Origin of the sequence: Nocardia sp. NPDC051570, from assembly GCF_044454005.1 — a bacterium.
GTDB lineage: Bacteria > Actinomycetota > Actinomycetes > Mycobacteriales > Mycobacteriaceae > Nocardia.
The window spans coordinates 25,233-47,080 of sequence record NZ_JBITDI010000018.1; the positions used below are offsets into that span (position 1 = coordinate 25,233).

Below are 21,848 nucleotides of genomic sequence, written 5' to 3' on the forward strand. Positions count from 1 at the left end.
GGTGAGCATGGGAGCATGATCGCGATGGGCGCCCTCGGCTGGGATCACAACGCCTACTATCGCCGCACGCTGCTGCGCCGGCTACCGCCCTCGCCTCGCCGCGTCCTCGATGTCGGTTGTGGTGCAGGGGGTTTCGCGGTGGAGCTGGCCCGCCGTGCCCAACGGGTCGACGCGATCGACCGATCGCCGGAGATGATCGAGACGGCCCGGCGGATCGCCCCGTCGAATGTCACCTGCACGCTCGCCGACGTGCTGGATATCGAACTGCCGCAGCGGGAATACGACGCCATCGTGTCGGTGACCGCGCTGCACCATATGCCGCTGGATCGTGCGCTGCCCGCTCTCGCCCGTGCCCTGCGCCCGGGCGGGGTGCTCGCCGCCGTGGCGCTGCCGCGACCGGATCTGCCGCGGGAGCTGCCGGTGGAACTCACCGCGGCGGTGGGGCAGCGGGTGTTCGGCGCGGCGTTTCTCGGACTGCGGCGGATCACCGATCGACCCTGGTATGCGCCGGATCCGCAGAGCGCCGCGATGCCGCTGGTGATCGATCCGGAGCTGACGACGCGGCAGGTGGGTGCGCTGGCCCGGGAACTGTTGCCCGGCGCGCAGGTTCGGCGGCTGGTGTTCTGGCGCTATCTTCTGGTGTGGCACAAGCCGGTGTAGCTCAGCTGCGCAGCCACTCGTCGTCGCGCAGTAGATCGGTCTCGGTGGTGTCGCGAACGTGTTCGCTGTAGACGGTGCAGGCATCGGCGGCGGCGCGACACACCGCGGCACAGGCGGTCTCGCCGAGGCGATCGCAGCGCTCGGCGGTGTCGGTACAGACCCGCGCGGTCAATTCGCACAGCCGCGACCCCCATTCGGAACGGCGGTCGAGCAGATCCGCGGCGACCCGGCACAGATCCGAACAGTCGGTGAGGGTCTGAATGTGATGGGCGGTGGCATGTTCGCCGCCGAGATCGAGGGATTCCCGAATCTGATGCTCACAGCGGCGGTGACCGCCGAGCAGATGATTGATCGCGTTCTGCAGGATCGGGTCGGTCATCGCGGGCTCCTCGGCGAGTTGCTCGGCGGGTCGCGGTTCACGCTCAGATTGGCATAAAACGGACAGTACTGCCAGTTATCTATGAGTTTGCTGAACCGTGTCGCAATCATCCCAAGCGCCGGAAAAGGCGTCAACTGGAGATTTGCTTAGCAGGTCATCGGCAGTTCGTGTTCCGTTTACGCACGATTGTGACGAAGTTACTCATCGGTTCCGCGTGAATGTGGTTGCCATCGCATGTCCGAGTCCATATTCTCGATCTCGTGCCGAATCCCGCCGCTAGCCACAGCGCCGCGCAGAACGTCGCCGACCGCGACCGCGCAGCGCTACTCTCGCTGACCGCGATGGTGGCTTCCGGTCGAATTCTCGTAGTACTTCGCCGTAGCGGGGTCTGATTCGGACCGGCCCCCTCGCTGCGGCCGTACTCGGATTGTTTGCGCTGGTCCCCTTTTCTGTCACCAGACACGACGATGCCTCGGGAAGACCTAGTCCAATGACGATCACCATCGACACCCATGACTTCATCTCCGCCGCGCCGAAGGCCCTGCGGGCCGAATGCGCCGGACTGACACCGGCCGAGTTCCACGACCGCTACTGCGGTCCGATCGGACCGGTCCGGCTCGGCGACTGGGCGTGCGCCGGCCTGCCACAGCCGACGGCGACCTACACCGCGACGCTGGAATTCGCCGGCCGATCGCGGACGGTGGTCTCGACCGGCAGCCCGGTCGCGGCGCTGACCTCGGCCCTCTACGACGAGGGCTATCCGGTCGAGATCCTGCAGTTCCACCAGCGCCGAACCGCCTCCGGCACGGCCACCTTCGTGCAGTGCGAGTCCAACGGCCGCCGGGGCTGGGGCGCCGCGCTCGCCGACGACGGGCCGGAGTCCACGGTCCGCGCCATGATCGCCGGCATCAACCAGCTCGGCGGCTAGCCGCCGCACGACGACGCCGCACCACCGAAAGGTGGTGCGGCGCTTGATGTTTACCTCTTACTGCTGATCCGCCTCGGCGAGCTGCTTGCGGACCTCTTCCATATCGAGGGCCTTCACCTGGGAGACCAGGTCCTCGAGCGCGGCCGGGGGCAGGGCGCCGGGCTGGGCGAAGACGAGCACGCCCTCCTTGAAGGCCATGATGGTCGGGATCGAGCGGATGTTCGCCGCCGCGGCCAGGCCCTGCTGGGCCTCGGTGTCGACCTTGGCGTGTACGACGTCGGGGTGCTGGTCCGAGGACTTCTCGAATGTCGGGCCGAACGACTTGCACGGTCCGCACCACTCGGCCCAGAAGTCGACCAGCACGATGTCGTTACCGGTGACGATGTCGTCGAAGTTCTGCTCGGTCAGATGCTGGGTGGCCATGGGGTCCTCTCATTGGTTGTGCCGGGTTCAACGCCGTGCACCTCGGTTATCTTCCGCTGGCGGTTCCACGGGCGACCGGCCATTCGCGGCGCTGATCGCCATCCCAGCGTCTTATACCCACCACGGTAGCCGGGGAATCGCGATCACCCGCCACCACGTGCAGCGCCTCACCCACTTGCTGCGGTCGCAGCCGCCGCGCCAGCGTCACATGCGGGGTCCAGGCATCGGGGCGCACGGTTGCCGGAACGCCCGGACATTGTGCGATCACCGCGTAGACCCGTCGTTGCAGACCGAGCAGCGATTCGGTGGGCACCACCAGCCGGGCCAGAATCGGATTGCGCGATCCGAAGATCACCAGTCCGCCGAGTCGAATCGGCAACGGCCGGAACTCCTGTGCGGCCAGCGCCTCGTCGAGCCGTGTCCAGATCTGTCGTGCCACCGCGAGCGTGATGTGCGGTCGGTGGTCGGGCGCGGGACTGTGCACCCCCGCCTCCGATAGCAGCTCCCATTGTCGGCGGATCTCCGCATCGGCCGTGTCGTCCAACAGCAATTCCACCGACTGCACCATGATTGTGGCAAAGATACGCCAGGTCACGTACGCATGCTGGGCCTTCGCGGCATCCGGCGCACACCGGGCGAAGCCGACCGTCCAGGATGAAGAAGTGAGTGAGCGAATGCCGATGCGACTGGGGTTGATCGAGGGCGACGGCATCGGCCCGGAGGTGGTCCGGGCGACCCGCGCGGTGGTCGACGACGCGCTCGCCGGGGACGTCGACTGGGTGCCGCTGCCCATGGGACAGGCCGCCATCGACGAATTCGGCTCCGCGCTACCGGAATTCACTCTCGACGCGTTGGCCGGCCTGGACGGCTGGATCCTCGGCCCGCACGACAACGCCTCCTACGCCGCCGAGCACCGCATCGGCGCCCCGCCCGGCGGCGCGGTGCGCAAACGGTTCGGCCTCTACGCGAATATCCGTCCGGCACGGGCATTTTCGGGCGTACGGGCCACCACGGCCGAGATGGATCTGGTGATCGTGCGGGAGAACAGCGAGGGCTTCTACGCCGACCGCAATATGGCCGCCGGATCGGGGGAGTTCCGCCCGACCGAGGAGGTGGCACTGTCGGTCGGGGTGATCACCCGCGCCGCCAGCGAGCGGATCGCCCATGAGGCCTGCCGCCTGGCGAGCGCCCGGCGCGGGCGACTGACCATCGTGCACAAGGCGAATGTGCTGCCGATGACCATGGGCCTGTTTCGTGACGTGTGTTACGAAGTGGCGCGCGAGTATCCGGGCCTGACGGTCGTCGATGAACATGTCGACGCCGCCGCGGCCCATCTGGTCCGCGCCGCGGGCGATTACGACGTACTGGTCACCGAGAATCTGTTCGGCGACATCCTGTCCGATCTCGCGGGTGAGCTGAGCGGCTCGCTGGGCCTGGCCGCCTCCCTGAACTGCTCGGCCACCCAGGCGATGGCCCAGGCCGTGCACGGTGCCGCACCAGGTCTGGCCGGGCGCAATCGCGCCAATCCCGCAGCGCTGCAACTGTCGGCGGCGATGCTGCTGCGCTGGCTGGGGTCACGCCGCGCCGACCGCGCCCTGATCCGGGCCGCCGATCGCATCGACCGCGCGATCGCCGCCACACTCGCCGCGGGAGTGGCCACCGCGGATCTCGGCGGACTGGCCTCGACCACGGAGTTCACCGAACAGGTGCGCGGCCGGCTGAACCGATGGTGATAGGGTCCCCAACTCGGCGTGTAATGGGCCACGCGCCGACCCGGCGCGGATTAACCTTCGGTAACCGACCGGCACAGTCGGTCCGAATCGCCTAGATTTCGAACGGCGGGCGACGCCCGGACGTCGCCCACCCAAACATGGAGGGCTGCTGTGTCTGTTCGATCCGGCGGCCGCGGGTTCATCCTGCGGGCCGCATGTGTCATCGCTGGTAGTGCGCTGGTGTTGACGGGCTGTACCACCAACACCGAGGACAACGCGCCGAAGGTCGCCAAGGTTCAGGTCGCCAAGGTCGACTCGATCGCCGCCGAGCTGCCGAGCGACATCAAGCAGTCGGGCAAGCTCGTGGTCGGGGTCAACGTCCCCTATCAGCCCAACGAATACAAGGATCCGACCACGGGCCAGATCGTCGGCTTCGATGTGGACCTGATGAACGCGGTGGCGTCCGTCCTGGGTGTGACGGCGGACTACAAGGAAGCGGACTTCGAGAAGATCATCCCGTCGATCGAGGCGGGCACCTTCAACCTGGGCATGTCGTCGTTCACCGATAACGTCGAGCGCCAGAAGACCGTCGATTTCGTCGACTACTTCTCCGCGGGCACCCAGTGGGCCGAGCAGAAGGGTAAGCCGGTCGACCCGAACAACGCCTGCGGCAAGAAGGTTGCCGTGCAGCGCACTACGATCCAGGACAACGACGAGGTCCCGGCCAAGAGCAAGGCGTGCACCGACGCCGGCAAGCCAGCCATCCAGAAGGTGCCCTTCGATGACCAGAGCGCCGCGGCCACCGCGCTGGTGCTGGGTCAGGTCGACGCCTTCTCCGCCGACTCGCCGGTGACCGCGTACGCGGTCAAGCAGAACAAGGACAAGATCGAGGCGGCCGGACCCCTGTTCGAATCCGCGCCCTACGGCTGGCCGGTGAAGAAGGGGTCGCCGCTGGCGCCCGTGCTCCAGGAGGCCGTGCAACACCTGATGGACTCCGGTGACTACCGCAAGATCTGCGAGAACTGGGGTGTCCAGGAGGGCGCGCTCACGAAATCGGTCATCAACGGCGCGAAGGCCTGATAGCCGGTGAGTTCCAAGGACTTCGACGAGTCCGGAGATCCCGCACCGATCAAGGCCGTGCCGCTGCGGCATCCCGGTCGCTGGATCGCCGCGGTGATCATCCTGGCGCTGGTGGCATTGTTCGTCTACGGCGCGGCCACCAACCCGGCCTATCGGTGGGACACCTACGGGAAGTACCTGTTCGACACCAGGATTGCCCGCGACGGCGCCATCGTCACCCTCGAGTTGACGGTGTTCGCGATGGCGATCGGCGTGGTACTGGGCATGATCCTGGCGGTCATGCGGCTGTCGCCGAATCCGGTACTGCGCTCGGTGGGTTGGGTGTATCTGTGGATCTTCCGCGGCACTCCGGTATATGTGCAGCTGGTGTTCTGGGGCCTGTTCCCGTCGCTGTACAAGACCATCGATCTCGGAATTCCGTTCGGCGGACCGCAATTCGTGCACCTCGACATTCAGAGCTGGTCGGCCGCGTTCTTCTTCGCGATGCTCGGCCTGGGTCTGAACGAGGCCGCGTATATGGCCGAAATCGTCCGTGCCGGAATCAATTCCGTCGGCGAGGGACAGCGCGAGGCGTCTACCGCGCTCGGTATGTCATGGGGTCAGACCATGCGCCGCACCGTACTGCCGCAGGCGATGCGGGTGATCATCCCACCGACCGGTAACGAGCTGATCAGCATGCTCAAGACCACCTCGCTGGTGGCCGCGATCCCGCTGACCACCGATCTGTACGGGCGGGCCCGCGATATCTACGGCGTGAACTTCCAGCCGATTCCGCTGCTGTTGGTCTGTGCCACTTGGTATCTGGTGGTCACCAGTGTGCTGATGGTGGGCCAGTTCTATCTGGAGCGGTACTTCGCGAAGGGTTCCACCCGTCAGCTGACCGATAAGCAACTGGAGGCCCTGGCCAAGGTCCAGCTCCCGGAGGCGGGTAAATGACTACTCCGATGATCCGTGCCCAGCAGGTATGCAAGAACTTCGGTGCGCTGCAGGTGCTCAAGGGAATCTCGCTCGAGGTGTCGCGGGGCGAGGTGATGTGCCTGATCGGTCCGTCCGGTTCGGGTAAGTCGACCTTCCTGCGCTGCATCAACCACCTCGAGCAGGTCAACGCCGGGCGGCTGTATGTCGACGGCGAGCTGGTCGGCTATCGCGAAAGGGGCGACAAGCTCCACGAGATGAGCCCCAAGCAGGCCGCCGCCCAGCGCCGCGATATCGGCATGGTGTTCCAGCATTTCAATCTGTTCCCGCATCGCACGGCGATCGAGAACATCATCGAGGCGCCGACTCAGGTCAAGAAGCTGCGCAAGGCGGACGCCCTCGTCCGTGCCAAGGAACTGCTGGACCGGGTCGGTATGGCGGACAAGGCCGAGGCCTATCCCGCCCAGCTGTCCGGCGGCCAGCAGCAGCGCGTCGCGATCGCCCGGGCGCTGGCCATGGATCCCAAGCTCATGCTGTTCGACGAGCCCACCTCCGCACTCGACCCCGAACTGGTCGGCGAGGTCCTCGGTGTCATGCGCGGGCTGGCCTCGTCCGGTATGACCATGGTCGTGGTGACCCACGAGATGGGTTTCGCCCGCGAGGTGGCCGACCAGCTGGTGTTCATGGACGCCGGTGTGGTCGTGGAGGCCGGCAATCCCCGTGAGGTGCTGGCCAATCCGCAGGAAGAACGTACCAAGACGTTCCTGTCGCGGATTCTGTGACGCACCATCTCACGTGGGGGCCGACGCCCCCACGTGAGGTCAGTGCGCCTGTCGTCCCGCCAGGGCGATACGCAGCTGTCCCAGAAGGACTTTCGCCGCCGGTGCGGTGAGCCGGTCGGTATGCCAGGCCAGGGCGAGCCTGCCCCGCAGCTCCGGTTCGACGATCGTCATCGTGCGGACCCCGAAGGTGGCGGCCTCTTCTCGCGTGAGCGCGGGGACGACCGCCGTACCCAGTCCGTGGGCCGCCAGCCGCAGCAGCAGCGCCTCCAACGCGCTGCTGTCGGAGCTGAATGCCGATGCGGCCCAGGCCTTCCTGGACGTGACCGGGCCCGGCGCGGCGGTGCCGGTGGTCGCCGGATTCCGCCACCTCGGCGGCGCGCTGCACCGCCCCGCGCCCGCGGCGGTCGACCATCGGGACGCGCGGTACGTTGCCCGCTTCATCACCGGACCCGGCGGCGCCGAGGTTCGCGACCACCATGAACTGATCCGGAAGACGTTGTCCCCGTGGACTGTCGGCCACCACCTCAACTTCCTCTACGGCGCGGGCGACTGGGCCGATGAGGACCAGACCCGGACGGGCTTCACTGCCGACACCTATGCCCGCCTGGCGGCAGTGAAGCGAAACTACGACCCGGCGAACCTGTTTCGCGCCAACCGCAACATCCGTCCCGGCGAAAAGTGTGCCGGGACCAAGGGGTAGCGGGGGCGCCGGGACCAAGGGGTGAGGTGCCGGGACCAAGGGGTGGTGTGCGGAGACCGTGGGGTGGAGTGCCGGGACCGAGGGGCCGAGACCGAGGGGCGGGGGCCGAGACCGAGGGCTGGAGTGCCGGGACCAAGGGGTGGGGTGCCGGGATCCGGAGGTGCATTGTGGTGGACGTGAGGGGTCGAACCTACTATCGTCGTGATATCACTTCAATATTGGGAGGATGTCATGGAGCTTCGTCCGGCCTTTCGCGTGAACGGGTTCCTCATGTTGTTGGTCCTGCTGGTGGTCGGCGGCGCGGGACTGATCGGGGGAGTGGCGGTCACGTCCGCCACATCGGAGGGTGACGGCGGCTCGCCGGTGGGTGCGGTCATCCTGTTCGTGGTCGTCGGGTTGGCGGTGGCGATGCTGACCGGGCTCACCACGGTGAGCCCCAACGAGGCCAAGGTGATCCAGTTCTTCGGCCGCTATATCGGTTCGGTCGGTGATCCGGGCTTCTTCTGGGTGGTGCCGCTGAGCAACAAGCGGCGAATCTCGTTGCGGGTGCGCAACTTCGAGACCCAGAAGCTGAAGGTCAACGACTCCGACGGCAATCCGGTCGAGATCGCGTCGGTGGTCGTCTACCGCGTGGTGGACAGCTTCAAATCCGCCTTCGCCGTCGACGACTACGAGGAATACGTGCAGACCCAGTCCGAGGCCGCAGTCCGGCACCTGGCGACCGTGCATCCCTACGACTCCGACGACCCGAACCGCACCAGCCTGCGCAACGGCACCGAGGTGGCCGAGGAGCTGACCACCGAGCTCAGTGAGCGCACGGCCCTGGCGGGCATCGATATCCTCGAGGCCCGCATCACCCATCTCGCCTACGCGCCGGAGATCGCCCAGGCCATGCTGGTCCGTCAGCAGGCCTCCCAGATCGTCGCCGCGCGCAGTCGCATCGTCGAGGGCGCGGTCGGCATGGTCGGCATGGCGCTGGACCGTCTCGCCAGCGAGGGCATGGTCGAACTCGACGAGGAGCGCAAGGCCGCGATGGTGTCGAATCTGTTGGTCGTGCTGTGTGGTGATCGCGCCGCGCAGCCCGTCGTCAACACCGGCACCCTCTACTCCTGATGGCCAAGCGCGAGCCGAAGAAGGTGCTCCTGCGGCTCGATCCGGCCGTCCACGAGGCGATCGCCAAATGGGCGGCCGACGACCTGCGCAGCATCAACGCCCAGATCGAGTACGCGCTCCGCACCGCGCTGGAACAGGCCGGGCGGTCTCCTAAGGGTCGGGGATAGAAAAAGTCCCCGCACCCGCTTTGTCCGAAAATTATTACCGGTAAGTCACGTGTTGGGCACAAAACACCTATAGACATGCGAATATGCCACGAGTCGGTAGCGTGGTCGCGTGCCGATCGCGTTCGAAACCAAGGGATTACAGCAGTTCGACCACAGCAGATGGGGTAATCCGGTCACCGGTGATGTGGTGACCCTGACCTACATCGACCAAGCACCGGATCTGCCGGCGTCGCTGGACGACCCGGAGACGTTGCGGCGGCAGCTCACCGAGCTGCAGGCCGAATTCGGTTGTCTCATCGAGGCGCACGCCATCACGGTCGACGGTCAGCCCGCGCTGCTGCGCTTGGAGAAGTTCCCGCTGGAGGGCCGTCAGTCCGGGCTCGGCTTCACCGCCGGGCTCGTACTGCCGAAGGCGACCTGCAGCGCGATCTTGAAAATAATGTGCATGGAGACCGGTCGGTCCGGTGTGCGGGAGGCGGCGATCGTTCCCCGGGTCGGCTTCCAGAACATGTTCCCGCCGCATCCCTACGCCCCCGAGATCAAGGGGAAGCTGCCCTACAACGCCGCCGACGACGCGCGCTGGGATCCGCAGTTCCCCGATCACCCGCTGACCCGGGCGCGCGGCTGGATCACCTATATCAGCCGCACCGCGCGGGTCGATCCACGCTTCGCCGTGCTGCCGCCGTTCACGGGTCCGGCGGTTCCGGCGGCCCCCGAAGTCCCGGCCGCCGCCGCGCAGACCGTGGCGATTCCGACCGGCGCGGCACGGGCCGAGACCACCGCGATCCCCACCAGCCCGGTGCATGCGGAGACTGTGCGGATCAGGCGGGGATAGCGGGCCGCTCGGTGACGAAAATGGCCGTGCCCGGGAAGATCTCGCCGCGCAGGGGGCTCCACTGGCCCCATTCGTGGTCGAGCCACTCGGGCCAGTCCGGTTCGATGATGTCGAGCAGGACCAGTCCCGCGGCCACGATCTCGCGGACCCGATCGCCGATCGTGCGATGGTGTTCGACGTAGATCGGTTCGCCCTCGGCGTCGACCTCTACATAGGGGCTGCGATCGAAATAAGAAGTGGTGGCGCGCAAGCCTTCCGGGCCCGGGTCGTCCAGGAAGATCCAGCGCATCGGGTGAACCACCGAGAACACCCACCGCCCGCCAGGCCGCAGCACCCGCGCCACCTCGCGCATCACCCCCGCGGAATCGGCGACGAACGGCACCGCGCCGAAGGCCGAGCAGACCAGGTCGAAGGATTCGTCGGCGAACGGCAGCGCCTCGGCCCCGGCCTGGATCAGCGGGACGCGCGGCCCGCCGCGATCCATCGCCGCCAGCCCGCGCTCCAGCATTCCGCGCGACAGATCCAGGCCGACCGGATGTGCGCCGTGCGCGGCCAGCCATCGCGAGCAGGGCGCCGAACCGCAGCCGATCTCCAGGATGTGTTTGCCGGTGATCTCGCCGAGCAGCTGCCAATCGCCCTCGTGCAAACCCTCGGGGCACCAGATGAATTCGCCAGCGGGGGAGTCGACGCCCAGGAAGTCGGCATGCGTGTCGTGATACTGCGTGGCGTCGGCGTCCCACCAGCGTCGGCTCGCGCGCTGACTGGCTGCGGCATCGATCGTCGTGCGGGTCACCCCGGTGGTGCCGAGTAGGGCATTTGCCTGGGCGTGTCGATCTTCGTCCAGTGCAACGGGATGATCATCGGGCATCATGTAAGGGTAGCCACTTTGCCCAGGGGGACCCGTGTTTGCTTGTCGCAACTCACGTCGCGTACGCTGGCTCCCGCGAGTGTCTTCAGTACTTGCATACTGAAGCCGCGCGTGCTGTGAGGTTACATGCGCCAAGTGCAGCGTTGTGCTATGCGGCAGCGATGTGCTGTGCATGTTCAACGTAGACCCCTGGCTGTGATCGCACGGCAAAACCGAAAGTACCAATGTCCACTACCGACCACAATCCGTCCGGAGCACCCCAACATATGCCCACCACGACCACCTCGCCGCAGGTTGCCGTCAACGACATCGGCACCGCCGAGGACTTCCTCGCCGCAATCGACAAGACGATCAAGTACTTCAACGACGGAGATATCGTCGAAGGCACCATCGTCAAGGTCGATAGGGACGAGGTCCTGCTCGACATCGGCTATAAGACCGAAGGTGTCATTCCTTCCCGCGAGCTCTCCATCAAGCACGATGTCGACCCGGCAGAGGTCGTTTCCGTGGGTGATGAGGTCGAGGCCCTCGTTCTCACCAAGGAGGACAAGGAAGGCCGCCTGATCCTGTCGAAGAAGCGCGCGCAGTACGAGCGGGCTTGGGGCACGATCGAGGAGCTCAAGGAGAAGGACGAGGCCGTCAAGGGCACCGTCATCGAGGTTGTCAAGGGCGGTCTGATCCTGGACATCGGCCTGCGTGGCTTCCTCCCCGCGTCGCTGGTGGAGATGCGCCGCGTCCGCGATCTGCAGCCGTATGTCGGCAAGGAGATCGAGGCCAAGATCATCGAGCTGGACAAGAACCGCAACAACGTCGTTCTGTCCCGCCGCGCGTGGCTCGAGCAGACCCAGTCCGAGGTCCGCAGCGAGTTCCTGCACCAGCTGCAGAAGGGCCAGGTCCGCAAGGGCGTCGTGTCCTCGATCGTCAACTTCGGTGCGTTCGTCGATCTCGGCGGCGTCGACGGTCTGGTGCACGTCTCCGAGCTGTCCTGGAAGCACATCGACCACCCGTCCGAGGTCGTCGAGGTCGGCATGGAGGTCACCGTCGAGGTTCTCGACGTCGACCTGGACCGCGAGCGGGTTTCGTTGTCGCTCAAGGCGACTCAGGAAGACCCGTGGCGTCAGTTCGCCCGCACCCACGCCATCGGCCAGATCGTGCCGGGCAAGGTCACCAAGCTGGTTCCGTTCGGTGCGTTCGTGCGCGTCGAAGAGGGCATCGAGGGTCTGGTGCACATCTCCGAGCTGGCCGAGCGCCACGTCGAGGTTCCGGATCAGGTCGTGCAGGTCGGCGACGACGCGATGGTCAAGGTCATCGACATCGACCTCGAGCGTCGCCGGATCTCGCTGTCGCTGAAGCAGGCGAACGAGGACTACCACGCCGAGTTCGACCCGTCGAAGTACGGCATGGCCGACAGCTACGACGACCAGGGCAACTACATCTTCCCCGAAGGCTTCGACCCCGACACCAACGAGTGGCTCGAGGGCTTCGACAAGCAGCGGGAAGAGTGGGAAGGCCGCTACGCCGAGGCGGAGCGTCGCCACAAGATGCACACCGCCCAGATGGAGAAGATGGCCGCCGACGCCGCCGCAGAGGCTGCGAACGGTGCCCCGTCCAACTACTCCTCCGAGAGTGGCGAGCGTGCGGCGGCATCGTCGTCGTCCTCGCAGTCGGAGCCGGCCGGTGGTTCGCTGGCCAGCGACGCGCAGCTCGCCGCGCTGCGCGAGAAGCTCTCCGGCAACGCGTAATTCGCGAAGCAACACAGGGAAGGCCCCGGTCCTGCGGACCGGGGCCTTCCCCGTTTTCTCCTCCCCGTGTTCCCGATTGGTCGCCACCGATCTTGTCCGGTAGCCTCAGCCACGGCCTTGACACTGGGCTGTTTCACATACCTGCGGAAGGTTCGGCTGCATGGGGCTCTTCGACGGCATCAACCGGCGTGATTTTCTGGCGAAGGCGATGGCCGCCGGCGGGGCCGCGACGCTGGCGTCGTGGGCGAATCCGATCATCGAGCGGGCGCATGCGGCCGATCCGGCCGGGATGGGCGGGCTCGGCGATATCGAGCACTTCGTGCTGCTGATGCAGGAGAATCGGTCCTTCGACCACTACTTCGGAACCCTGTCGGGCGTACGCGGATTCGACGATCGGTCGGCGGCGTGGCGGCAGTACGGATACGCGCCCGGGGTCGGGCCGACGCCGGACGGGTATATCGAACCGTTCCGCCTGGACACCACCAAGGGCGCGACCCTGGACGGTGAATGCATCAACGATCCCGACCACAGCTGGGCGGGCATGCACGAGTCGTGGAACGGCGGGCGCAACGACCGCTGGATGCCGATGTCGATCGCGAGCGTCGGAGCCGGAAACGGGCCCGCCGCAATGGGTTACTACACCCGCGAGGACATCCCGGTCCACCACGATCTGGCCGACGCGTTCACCCTCTGCGATCACTACCACTGCTCGGTGCTCGGCCCGACCGATCCGAACCGCCTGTACTGGATCTCGGCGACCATCGATCCCGACGGCCGGGCCGGCGGCCCGCTGGTCGAGACGCCGACGCTGATCCCGCAGAACGCCTACAGCTGGCGCACCTATCCGGAGAACCTGTCCGACGCCGGGGTCAGCTGGAAGATCTACAACAACCGCGACGTGGGCCCGATCTCGTCGGTGATCCTGGACGGCATGCTCGGTTGCTTCACCCAGGCCGCCGACCCGAATTCCGAATTGGCCAAACGGGGTAAGGCCCCGGTGTATCCCAACGACTTCGCCGCCGATGTGGCCGCCGATCGGCTGCCCTCGGTGTCGTGGGTGATCCCGCCGCTGTTCAATTGCGAACATCCCGCGCTGCCGCCCGCACTCGGTGCGGTCGGCATCATGCAGGTGCTCGACATCCTCACCTCGAATCCGAAGGTGTGGGAGAAGACCGCGCTGATCGTCAGCTACGACGAGAACGGCGGATTCTTCGATCACGTCACCCCGCCCACCGCACCGCCGGGCACACCGGGTGAATACCTGACCGTGGACCTGAACCGCGTATCCGCGGCCAAGGGCGTCGCCGGGCCGATCGGATTGGGTTATCGCGTACCGTGTTTCGTCATCTCGCCGTATTCCCGCGGCGGCCTGGTCGCCTCGCAGACCTTCGACCACACGTCCCAATTGCGTTTGCTGGAGCGCCGTTTCGGCGTCGAGGTCCCCAATCTGACCAAGTGGCGCCGCGGCGTCACCGGCGATATGACCTCGGCCTTCGATTTCGCCTCCGCCCCGAACGCCGTGCCGCCGCGGGTCACCGATCCGAACAGCCGCACCGTCGGGGCGCTGGCGCAATGCGGCCCGAATATCGCCCTGGGCTCGCTGGGCAAGGGCATCCCGTATCCGGTCCCGCCGAACAATATGCCGTCCCAGGAGCCCGGTAGCCGCCGCCGGCCCAGCGGAATCGTCTGAGCCGCTTCACCTGTCGAGTAGATGCGGTAATCCGGCCCGGTAGCGGTCGGCGTCGATGCGTTTGAGCGGATCGAATTGCGGCGGCTCGAACAGTGCGAACACCTGCGCGCGCGGGGCGTCGTCGCTGGCGGCGTCGAGGACGGCATTGGCCGCGCGCCGCCCCGCCTCGTTCGCGGCCTCCATCGACGCCAGGTCGAAGGTGGTCCGGACATGTTCGCCGCAGAAGAACAGGTTCTCGATTCCGCACCGTGCCTGCGGTTTTCGGTACCAGGCGCCGACGGTGTTCACGAATTGGGGAGTGTCGTTGGTGACGCCCGCCGGGTCGAAGTGCGCGCCGGGATCGACGAACCACGAATGCACATCCTCCCCGCACCGCCATTCGGTGCCGTTGTCGAGCCATCGCTCGAGCTGCGCCCAAACCTCTTGGGCGAACTCCTCTTTCGAACATGCCCGGGCGGGCTTGCCGTAAAGGATTCCGGGCACGTCCCAGACCGATACATCCACCGACAGGCAATCGGCCACCGACCCGTCGCCGTACCGGGATGCGAAATCGCCCCGCCACATCGGTGCCTGTGCGATCGCCGTGATCGCCCACGGCGTCCCCATCGCGGCGATATGCCCGTGCGGCAGCGCGCTGGGGCGGCGCAGATAGAACTGCACGCCGATCATCGACTCCATGACCAACTCCCGCACCCCGGCCAAGTGCGGATCCACCGTGAGGATGTCGTCGCCGAGTACCTGTGCCAGCCGGTTCGCGGGCATCGCGCAGACGAACCATTCGGCGTCCACCTGGTGCCCGCCGACGTCCGCACTCGTGATCCGGGCGCCTTCGAGCACCAATCGCGTGAGGGCGGCATCGGAGACGAAACGCACTCCGCGCGAACGCAGATACCCCACCCACGGATCGATCCACTGCTCGCTGGTCGGTCCGGCGAGGATGCGATCCAGGCCGCCGCGGTAGGCCGGCGCCAGCCCGGACACGGCGAGCAGCAGGACCTCCGACGCGGTCATCCAGGCCCGCGCCGAGGTGAGCTCCGGGCGCGCGGCCGCGATCAGTTGCAGCGGCGCCCGCGCCAGATAGTTCTGATAGATCTCGGATTTCCCCTGTGCGCCAATGGCATCCGGCCAAGAGATGTACTCCCACTGACCGAACCGTCGCGCATCGCACATCGTGTACCACATCACCATCCGGTCGGCGAAGTACGCCAGCTCCTGCGGCGGCAGTCCGGGCAGGAACGCCAGCAGGGTCGTGAGCGACCGGCGAATCGCGTCCGGGCCGATGGCCCCGGCCCCGGCCGTCGCGATGGGCACCGTGAGGGGCGGGCGGTCCGGAAAGCCCAGGGTGGTCACCGATACCGGGACCAGATTGCCGGCTACGCCGTCGGCGTTGCCCGGGAAGGGAATTCGAGCCATGGTGTCGGGCACGTGTTGATAGCAGCCGGGGAAGAAGCGGAATCCGTGTTCACCCGGCAGATCGGCCCGGCCGTCGGCCCCGGTGCCGGGCACCGGGATGCTGCGCGCCCGGCCGCCGAGCGCCACCGGCTCGTACACCGTGACGTCGTAACCGCGCTCGATCAATTCGTGCGCCGCGGTCAATCCGGCCACACCGCCGCCGAATACGGCCACTCGCCGCCCGGTCGGCACGGCCGCGGCCCGCGGTATTTCGAGGGCCAGTGCCGCCACACCGGCGGCGGTACCGCTCAACAGTTGTCGTCTGTTCGGTCTCCCCGTCCGCTCCGGCCATCCCGCCACTACGTCCCTCCGTTTCGCACGGGCGAGCACCAATGGATGTAGGAGTCAGTGTCGAACGACGGATCCGGGAATGCGGGGAAATGGGTGATTGTGCACCGGATAACCGAATTCGATCGAAATCAGCTCGCGGTGGCCGGAACCCAGCGGGCGGGGATGAGGGTGCGCCTGCGCATGGTGGCGAAGCTGTGCCGGGCGGGGCTGAGCAGTGCGGCGAGCCAGGGGCGTCGATATTCGGCCAATGCCGCCGCGACGGCGGGGAGATGGACGCAGTGCACCCTGCCCGGTATACCCAGTCGGTGGCGACCCTTCTGGATGTGTGTGGTGCCCAATGGTGTTCCTTTGCTAGCTCGAGACGGCCTGGATCGCCTGCGGCGAAACAGTAGCGGAACAAAAGTGTGGAGCTTCGTATTTTGCGAAACTTCGGCCCCGGCGTGTCGGAGAGTTGTGTACCTACGGTCCGGATAGGGGCGATAACGTTTCGAATTGATATCGCACGAGTCACGGAATGGGTAATTTGCTGGGAATCGGGTGAGAGTCATTGGCGCTGTGGGTAACTAGCCTGATTGCCCCGGCATGGGGTGCGCCGAGCGAGGCCGGGCCCGGGATGCGAGACTGGTCGAATGTTGCGAATCGGTCTCACCGGAGGAATGGGTGCGGGCAAGTCGACGGTGGCGCGACTGCTGGTGGAGCGGGGCGCGGTACTCGTCGACAGCGATGTCATCGCGCGCGAGGTGGTCGCACCCGGCACCGAGGGGCTGGCGGCGCTGGTCGAGGCCTTCGGTACCGGAATTCTGGCCGCCGACGGCAGTCTGGACCGGCCCGCGCTGGCCGCCAAGGCATTTGCCGATGACGAGTCCCGCAAGACGCTGAATTCCATCACGCACCCGTTGGTGGGTAGGCGCAGCGCCGAGTTGATCGCCGCCGCCCCCGCCGATTCGATTGTGGTGCAGGATGTTCCACTTCTGGTCGAAAACGGACTCGGTGCCTTCATGAATCTCGTGGTCGTGGTCGCCGCCGAGGTCGAGACCCGAGTGCGCCGCCTCGAGGAATTCCGTGGTGTCTCCCGCGCGGAGGCGCTGGCCCGGATCGGGGCGCAGGCCACCGACGAACAGCGTCGCGCGGCCGCGGATGTGCTCCTGGACAACAACGGCGCCGCCGAGGCGCTGGAACCCCGGGTGCGGGCGCTGTGGGACGAGCGCCTGGTGCCGTTCGAGCGCAATCTGCGCACCCGGACCCGCCCCGCGCGCGGTGAGGTGCGCCTGGTCGCGGCGGACCCCGGCTGGGCGGCCGCGGCCCAGCGGTTGATCGCTCGGCTGGCCGTCGCCTGCGGGGAGTCGGCGCGGCGCATCGATCACATCGGGTCGACGGCGGTGCCGGGGCTGCCCGCCAAGGACATCATCGATATTCAGATCACCGTGGCCGATCTCGGAATCGCCGACGCACTGCGGGAACCGTTGGAGCAGGCCGGATTCGTCCGCATCGTGGAGTACGACCACGACGATCCCAAGCCCGGAACCGATCCCGCGCAGTGGGGTAAGCGGATCCACGTCGCCACCGATCCGGGTCGCCGGGCGAATGTCCATGTGCGCGTGGACGGTTGGCCCAATCAGCGATTCGCGCTCGCCTTCCGGGACTGGCTGCGCGCCGAACCGGGCGCGCGGGAGGAGTATCTGGCGGTGAAGCAGAAGGCCGAGGCCGCCGCGGCGGGCCTGACCGGCGAGGCGGCCATCCAGACCTATCTCGATATCAAGACGCCGTGGTTCGACGAGGCCTATCCGCGCGTGGGCGAATGGGCGCGGCTCAGCTCCTGAGCCAGGTCAGCTCGATCCCGCGCGAGGCGAGCCAGCGGTCGAAACTGCGCCCGTGGGAGGCGATTCCGTCGATGGTGGCGGTGGCGGTGGCGACGGCCTGTTCGGCCACGGCGAGGTCGAGGTATCCGGCCGCGTGCGCGGCGAGCAGCTCATCGATGTCGAGCAGTTCGGCGTCGTGATCGTTGCGCACGCTGAGGTCGAGATACAGGTCGATCGAGCGCCACCGACCCGGCTCCACCTCGGCGAATTCGCCGATGTCGACGTAGTAGTCCTGGCGACGCTCGTATCCGGGATTGGCATGGAACACCGACGCGCGGATACCCAGCGCCGGCAGCAGCCACGACTCGAGGTAGTGGAACTCGACGTGATCGGCGGAGCGGCCCATGTACAGGCCCCACGGCTCGACCCGATAGCGCTCCACGGCGCGGACGAAACCCTTCGGGTCGACATTGGTCAGATCGGCGACGTTGAAGTACTCGATCTTCGGTCGATGCAGGTCGACCGTTCGATCCCGGCCCGTTTGTGCCCGCGTCATCCACACCGCCTCTCGTGGTGCAACAGGCCACGGGATTGCGCCGCACGGCCCTGGTCACAGGTTTTCCTGAGATTATGCGCCATTGCGATGCGGCGGCCACCCCGCGCACTCGGCCCGGGCCGGGAGCGGCCGGTTCACAGCCAGCTGAGCGCGATTCCCTTAGTGGTCAGCCAGCGCTCGAAGTTGTGGTCGTGCGAGGCGATCCCGTCGACGACGGCGGTCGCGCGTTCGAAGGCTTGCTGGGCGGTTGCGGCGTCGACGTGACCGGCGGCGTGCGCGGCGAACAGCTCATCGACCCCGCGCAGTTCCGGGACGCGGCCGTTGCGGGCGACGATATCGATGTAGTGATAGCAGCCCCGCCACCGCTTCGGCTCGATCCGGGCGAATTCCCCGACGTAGATGTGATAGACCGGATCGCGATCGTGGCCGGCGTTGACGTGATGCATCGTCACCTGGATGGACAGCTCGGGCAGCAGCCAGATCTCGGTGTAGCGATTCGGCGGAATGTCCGCGGCGCAGACCAGATACAAACCGAACGGTTCGGCGCGGTGGCTCTCCATCGAGCGGACGAAGCCGCGCGCGTCGGTCTTGGTGAGATCGGCGAGATCGAAGTATTCGACGCGCGGCCGGTGTGGGGTTCTCGTCGCCTCGGAAATGGTGGAGTTGGAACCGGTGGTGCTCGGGCGCTTCGAAAACATGGGTACTACTCCATCGGGCGCGGTGCTTCGCGAGGCTCGGGCGCGTTCCACGAGTCCGGCGAGTGCGGGTACCGCGAGAAGTGATATGTGAAAACCGGCCATGACATCGCCCTTCTCGATTCTTGCCGAATCTCGGACCGTGTCAGAGTACACCCCAGCAACCCCCTGCGTGTGAACGTGAACAGTCCGGAATTGTCCTGCCGCAGAATCGCTATCGCGAACGAGGGTCGTTGTGTCACCAGACAATTCGGACACTGGACGGATGATCGTTTCCGGTTCGCCCGCTGTAGCCGCGACTGTGCTCGACCGGCCCGGCAACCTTGTTCCGAACCATTGATTCCGTATTGCCCGGGCGCTGCCGCGCCACGGTGCGTGCTGATCGAATTCGGGTGGTCGTGCGGTGTGTCGCCAGGCGCCCGGCTATGCGATCGCGATAATCGCCATGGTGGCGGAGAGGCCGATTTCGGCTGTGCGCCAGGGTGGTTGACGACGGCGTAGATGGCGGGGGCGGCGTGCGTCGATGGGCGGTGTGCTCCGTGCGGGTGGCGAAAGGCCTTCCTGTGCAGTAGTTTCGGGTCCTTTCGTCGCGACGTGCATTTCGCCGGGCGCGCGACGACGGTCGGCTCGAAGTGTGCCGATCGGTTCTGAGGGGGCCGATGAGGGCGGGTTGCCGGACGGTAGCGATGGTCTCCGGACGGACGAGAGGCGAGGCGCGCGGCGGATCGGAGCGGGCGGCGCGCCGGACGGTCTGCCGCGGGTCCGGCGGGTCATGGGAAGTGAGATGAGTCACGGCCCTGTCCCGGCGCGTCGCTGCTGGCCGGTCGGGTCGCGGCGCATTCCTGTTTGTTGTCGGTGGGTCGTCCTAGGGTGGTCGTATGGCTTTCGCAACCGAGGTTCCCGCCGAGGGGGACACACCGCTGGCGCATTCGGAGTTCCGGCCCATCGGTGATATCGAGCGAACCGACGGCCGGCTCGAGGTGGTCAGCGAGCATCAACCGGCCGGCGACCAGCCCGCGGCGATCGACGAGCTGGAGCGCCGCCTGCGGACGGGCGAGCGCGATGTGGTGCTGCTGGGCGCCACCGGCACCGGTAAGTCGGCCACCGCGGCCTGGCTGATCGAGCGCGTCCAGCGGCCGACGCTGATCATGGCGCCGAACAAGACGTTGGCCGCCCAGCTGGCCAACGAGCTGCGGGAGATGCTGCCGCACAACGCGGTCGAATACTTCGTCTCCTATTACGACTACTACCAGCCCGAGGCGTATATCGCCCAGACCGACACCTACATCGAGAAGGACAGCTCGATCAACGACGACGTCGAGCGGCTGCGCCACCGGGCGACCCACAGCCTGCTCTCACGCCGCGATGTCGTGGTGGTCGCGTCGGTGTCGTGCATCTACGGCCTCGGCACGCCGCAGTCCTATATGGACCGCTCGATTCCGCTCGAGGTCGGGACCGAGGTCGATCGGGATCGGCTGCTGCGCTTGCTGGTCGATGTCCAGTACACGCGCAACGATATGGCCTTCACCCGCGGCACGTTCCGGGTGCGCGGCGACACCGTCGAGATCATCCCGTCCTATGAGGAACTCGCGATCCGCATCGAATTCTTCGGCGACGAGATCGAGGCGCTCTACTATCTGCATCCGCTCACCGGCGATGTGGTGCGCCAGGTGGATATGCTGCGGATCTTCCCCGCGACCCACTACGTCGCCGGGCCGGAGCGGATGGAACGCGCGGTCCACGATATCGAGATCGAGCTCGAGCAACGGCTGGCCGAGCTGGAACGGCAGGGCAAACTGCTCGAGGCGCAGCGGCTGCGCATGCGCACCCAATACGACCTGGAGATGATCCGCCAGGTCGGATTCTGTTCGGGTATCGAGAACTACTCGCGCCATATCGACGGCCGCCCCGCCGGATCGGCCCCGGCGACGCTGCTCGACTACTTCCCCGACGACTTCCTGTTGGTCATCGACGAATCGCATGTGACCGTTCCGCAGATCGGCGGCATGTACGAGGGGGATATGTCGCGCAAGCGCAACCTGGTCGAATACGGCTTCCGGCTGCCGTCCGCGGTCGACAACCGCCCGCTCACCTGGGAGGAGTTCGCCGACCGGATCGGCCAGACCATTTATATGTCGGCCACCCCCGGCCCGTACGAACTGGGCCAGACCGGAGGCGAATTCGTCGAACAGGTCATCCGCCCGACCGGCCTGGTCGACCCGCATGTGGTGGTGAAGCCGACCAAGGGCCAGATCGACGATCTGGTACACGAGATCCGCCAGCGCGCCGAGCGCGACGAGCGAGTGCTGGTCACCACCCTCACCAAGAAGATGGCCGAGGACCTCACCGACTATCTGCTCGGGCTGGGCGTGCGGGTGCGGTATCTGCATTCGGAGATCGACACGCTGCGGCGGGTGGAGTTGTTGCGGCAGTTGCGACTCGGCGACTACGACGTGCTGGTCGGCATCAACCTGCTGCGCGAGGGTCTGGACCTGCCCGAGGTATCGCTGGTGGCCATCCTCGACGCCGATAAGGAGGGCTTCCTGCGCAGCGCGACGAGCCTCATCCAGACCATCGGCCGCGCCGCGCGCAACGTCTCCGGCGAGGTGCACATGTACGCCGACAAGGTCACCGACTCGATGCGCCAGGCCATCGAGGAGACCGAGCGGCGCCGGGCCAAACAGGTCGCCTACAACGAGGCCCGCGGCATCGACCCGAAACCGTTGCGCAAGAAGATCGCCGACATCCTGGACCAGGTCTACCGCGAGGCCGACGAGACCGAGGTGGAGGTCGGCGGCTCGGGCCGCAACGCCAGCCGCGGCCGCCGCGCCCAGGGTGAACCCGGCCGGGCCGTGAGCGCCGGGGTCTACGAGGGCCGCGATATCAAATCCATGCCCCGCGCCGAACTGGCCGACCTGGTCAAGGAGATGACCGCCCAGATGATGAACGCGGCCCGCGAACTTCAATTCGAACTCGCCGGCCGCCTCCGGGACGAAATCGCCGACCTGAAGAAGGAGCTACGCGGCATGGACGCCGCAGGGCTGAAATGACCCGCGCCGGG

23 protein-coding genes are annotated in these 21,848 nt (G+C 66.8%); 14 read left to right on the top strand and 9 right to left on the bottom strand.

Going from position 1 to position 21,848, the window contains the following annotated elements:
• Window positions 1–15: 15 nt before the first annotated feature.
• A complete protein-coding gene (locus ACIA76_RS34240) occupies window positions 16–660 on the top strand; it encodes a class I SAM-dependent methyltransferase (RefSeq protein WP_397157957.1) in 645 nt (214 codons plus the stop codon).
• 1 nt (window position 661) lies between these two features.
• Here the strand turns inward: ACIA76_RS34240 and ACIA76_RS34245 are convergent, their stop codons facing one another.
• Window positions 662–1,039 (bottom strand): four-helix bundle copper-binding protein, encoded by a 378-nt coding sequence (locus tag ACIA76_RS34245; protein ID WP_397157959.1) that lies wholly within the window; start codon window positions 1,037–1,039, stop codon window positions 662–664.
• 490 nt (window positions 1,040–1,529) lie between these two features.
• Between ACIA76_RS34245 and ACIA76_RS34250 the strand changes: the two genes are divergently transcribed.
• On the top strand, window positions 1,530–1,967 hold the full coding sequence (locus ACIA76_RS34250; RefSeq protein WP_397157961.1) for an alpha-isopropylmalate synthase regulatory domain-containing protein: 438 nt from the start codon (window positions 1,530–1,532) through the stop codon (window positions 1,965–1,967).
• 57 nt (window positions 1,968–2,024) lie between these two features.
• On the opposite strand, the gene trxA is transcribed toward ACIA76_RS34250, so the two are convergent.
• Window positions 2,025–2,390, bottom strand: coding sequence for a thioredoxin (gene trxA, locus ACIA76_RS34255; RefSeq protein ID WP_397157963.1), 366 nt, complete (start codon window positions 2,388–2,390; stop codon window positions 2,025–2,027).
• Between the two features lie 46 nt (window positions 2,391–2,436).
• Window positions 2,437–2,958, bottom strand: a complete 522-nt coding sequence (locus ACIA76_RS34260) for a 2'-5' RNA ligase family protein (RefSeq protein WP_397158244.1) — start codon at window positions 2,956–2,958, stop codon at window positions 2,437–2,439.
• Window positions 2,959–3,070: 112 nt separating this feature from the next.
• Between ACIA76_RS34260 and ACIA76_RS34265 the strand changes: the two genes are divergently transcribed.
• The 4 genes from ACIA76_RS34265 to ACIA76_RS34280 all read left to right on the top strand — a co-directional run bounded on the left by ACIA76_RS34265 (window position 3,071) and on the right by ACIA76_RS34280 (window position 6,879).
• Window positions 3,071–4,123, top strand: a complete 1,053-nt coding sequence (locus ACIA76_RS34265; protein WP_397158246.1) for an isocitrate/isopropylmalate dehydrogenase family protein — start codon at window positions 3,071–3,073, stop codon at window positions 4,121–4,123.
• A 150-nt stretch (window positions 4,124–4,273) separates the two neighbouring features.
• Window positions 4,274–5,182, top strand: a complete 909-nt coding sequence (locus ACIA76_RS34270; protein ID WP_397157965.1) for an ABC transporter substrate-binding protein — start codon at window positions 4,274–4,276, stop codon at window positions 5,180–5,182.
• A gap of 6 nt (window positions 5,183–5,188) precedes the next feature.
• Window positions 5,189–6,118, top strand: a complete 930-nt coding sequence (locus tag ACIA76_RS34275; RefSeq protein WP_397157967.1) for an amino acid ABC transporter permease — start codon at window positions 5,189–5,191, stop codon at window positions 6,116–6,118.
• The gene (locus ACIA76_RS34280) at window positions 6,115–6,879 is read left to right on the top strand and encodes an amino acid ABC transporter ATP-binding protein (protein ID WP_397157969.1); all 765 of its coding nucleotides are present in this window, start codon (window positions 6,115–6,117) and stop codon (window positions 6,877–6,879) included. The genes ACIA76_RS34275 and ACIA76_RS34280 overlap by 4 nt, the downstream gene beginning before the upstream one ends.
• A 39-nt stretch (window positions 6,880–6,918) precedes the next feature.
• Here the strand turns inward: ACIA76_RS34280 and ACIA76_RS34285 are convergent, their stop codons facing one another.
• Complete coding sequence (locus tag ACIA76_RS34285) at window positions 6,919–7,149, bottom strand: LysR substrate-binding domain-containing protein (RefSeq protein ID WP_397157971.1); 231 nt, start codon at window positions 7,147–7,149, stop codon at window positions 6,919–6,921.
• On the opposite strand from ACIA76_RS34285, the gene ACIA76_RS34290 reads away from it, so the two are divergent.
• From ACIA76_RS34290 to ACIA76_RS34305, 4 genes are all read left to right on the top strand, one after another.
• A complete protein-coding gene (locus ACIA76_RS34290; protein ID WP_397157973.1) occupies window positions 7,052–7,579 on the top strand; it encodes a BBE domain-containing protein in 528 nt (175 codons plus the stop codon). The two genes, ACIA76_RS34285 and ACIA76_RS34290, sit on opposite strands and share 98 nt — an antisense overlap.
• Window positions 7,580–7,810: 231 nt before the next feature.
• Entirely contained in the window at window positions 7,811–8,692 is an 882-nt protein-coding gene (locus tag ACIA76_RS34295; protein ID WP_397157975.1) for an SPFH domain-containing protein, read from the top strand.
• Window positions 8,692–8,859 (top strand): hypothetical protein, encoded by a 168-nt coding sequence (locus tag ACIA76_RS34300; protein ID WP_397157977.1) that lies wholly within the window; start codon window positions 8,692–8,694, stop codon window positions 8,857–8,859. Before ACIA76_RS34295 ends, ACIA76_RS34300 begins: the two co-directional genes overlap by 1 nt.
• Before the next feature lie 109 nt (window positions 8,860–8,968).
• A complete protein-coding gene (locus ACIA76_RS34305; RefSeq protein WP_397157979.1) occupies window positions 8,969–9,694 on the top strand; it encodes a hypothetical protein in 726 nt (241 codons plus the stop codon).
• Here ACIA76_RS34305 and ACIA76_RS34310 read toward each other — a convergent pair.
• Window positions 9,681–10,562 carry a class I SAM-dependent methyltransferase gene (locus tag ACIA76_RS34310; protein WP_397157981.1) on the bottom strand — a complete coding sequence of 294 codons (882 nt, stop codon included), beginning with the start codon at window positions 10,560–10,562 and terminating at the stop codon, window positions 9,681–9,683. The genes ACIA76_RS34305 and ACIA76_RS34310 overlap by 14 nt on opposite strands.
• 266 nt (window positions 10,563–10,828) lie before the next feature.
• Here ACIA76_RS34310 and rpsA point away from each other — a divergent pair, with 266 nt between their 5' ends.
• Together rpsA and ACIA76_RS34320 are read left to right on the top strand one after the other, a co-directional pair.
• Window positions 10,829–12,304 carry a 30S ribosomal protein S1 gene (gene rpsA, locus ACIA76_RS34315; RefSeq protein ID WP_397157983.1) on the top strand — a complete coding sequence of 492 codons (1,476 nt, stop codon included), beginning with the start codon at window positions 10,829–10,831 and terminating at the stop codon, window positions 12,302–12,304.
• A gap of 160 nt (window positions 12,305–12,464) precedes the next feature.
• Entirely contained in the window at window positions 12,465–13,994 is a 1,530-nt protein-coding gene (locus tag ACIA76_RS34320; RefSeq protein WP_397157985.1) for a phospholipase C, read from the top strand.
• Window positions 13,995–14,000: 6 nt separating this feature from the next.
• On the opposite strand, the gene ACIA76_RS34325 is transcribed toward ACIA76_RS34320, so the two are convergent.
• Both ACIA76_RS34325 and ACIA76_RS34330 read right to left on the bottom strand, forming a co-directional pair.
• On the bottom strand, window positions 14,001–15,698 hold the full coding sequence (locus ACIA76_RS34325; protein ID WP_397157987.1) for an FAD-dependent oxidoreductase: 1,698 nt from the start codon (window positions 15,696–15,698) through the stop codon (window positions 14,001–14,003).
• A 167-nt stretch (window positions 15,699–15,865) separates the two neighbouring features.
• Window positions 15,866–16,075 carry a hypothetical protein gene (locus ACIA76_RS34330; protein WP_397157989.1) on the bottom strand — a complete coding sequence of 70 codons (210 nt, stop codon included), beginning with the start codon at window positions 16,073–16,075 and terminating at the stop codon, window positions 15,866–15,868.
• A gap of 291 nt (window positions 16,076–16,366) precedes the next feature.
• Here ACIA76_RS34330 and coaE point away from each other — a divergent pair, with 291 nt between their 5' ends.
• Window positions 16,367–17,557 (top strand): dephospho-CoA kinase, encoded by a 1,191-nt coding sequence (coaE, locus tag ACIA76_RS34335; protein WP_397157991.1) that lies wholly within the window; start codon window positions 16,367–16,369, stop codon window positions 17,555–17,557.
• Here coaE and ACIA76_RS34340 read toward each other — a convergent pair.
• Both ACIA76_RS34340 and ACIA76_RS34345 read right to left on the bottom strand, forming a co-directional pair.
• Complete coding sequence (locus ACIA76_RS34340; RefSeq protein WP_397157993.1) at window positions 17,547–18,092, bottom strand: DUF402 domain-containing protein; 546 nt, start codon at window positions 18,090–18,092, stop codon at window positions 17,547–17,549. The genes coaE and ACIA76_RS34340 overlap by 11 nt on opposite strands.
• Before the next feature lie 134 nt (window positions 18,093–18,226).
• Window positions 18,227–18,790: a hypothetical protein gene (locus ACIA76_RS34345; RefSeq protein WP_397157995.1), complete on the bottom strand. Its 564-nt coding sequence runs from the start codon at window positions 18,788–18,790 to the stop codon at window positions 18,227–18,229.
• Window positions 18,791–19,665: 875 nt separating this feature from the next.
• Here ACIA76_RS34345 and uvrB point away from each other — a divergent pair.
• Window positions 19,666–21,837 (top strand): excinuclease ABC subunit UvrB, encoded by a 2,172-nt coding sequence (gene uvrB / locus ACIA76_RS34350; RefSeq protein ID WP_397157997.1) that lies wholly within the window; start codon window positions 19,666–19,668, stop codon window positions 21,835–21,837.
• The last annotated feature ends 11 nt before the right edge of the window (window positions 21,838–21,848 follow it).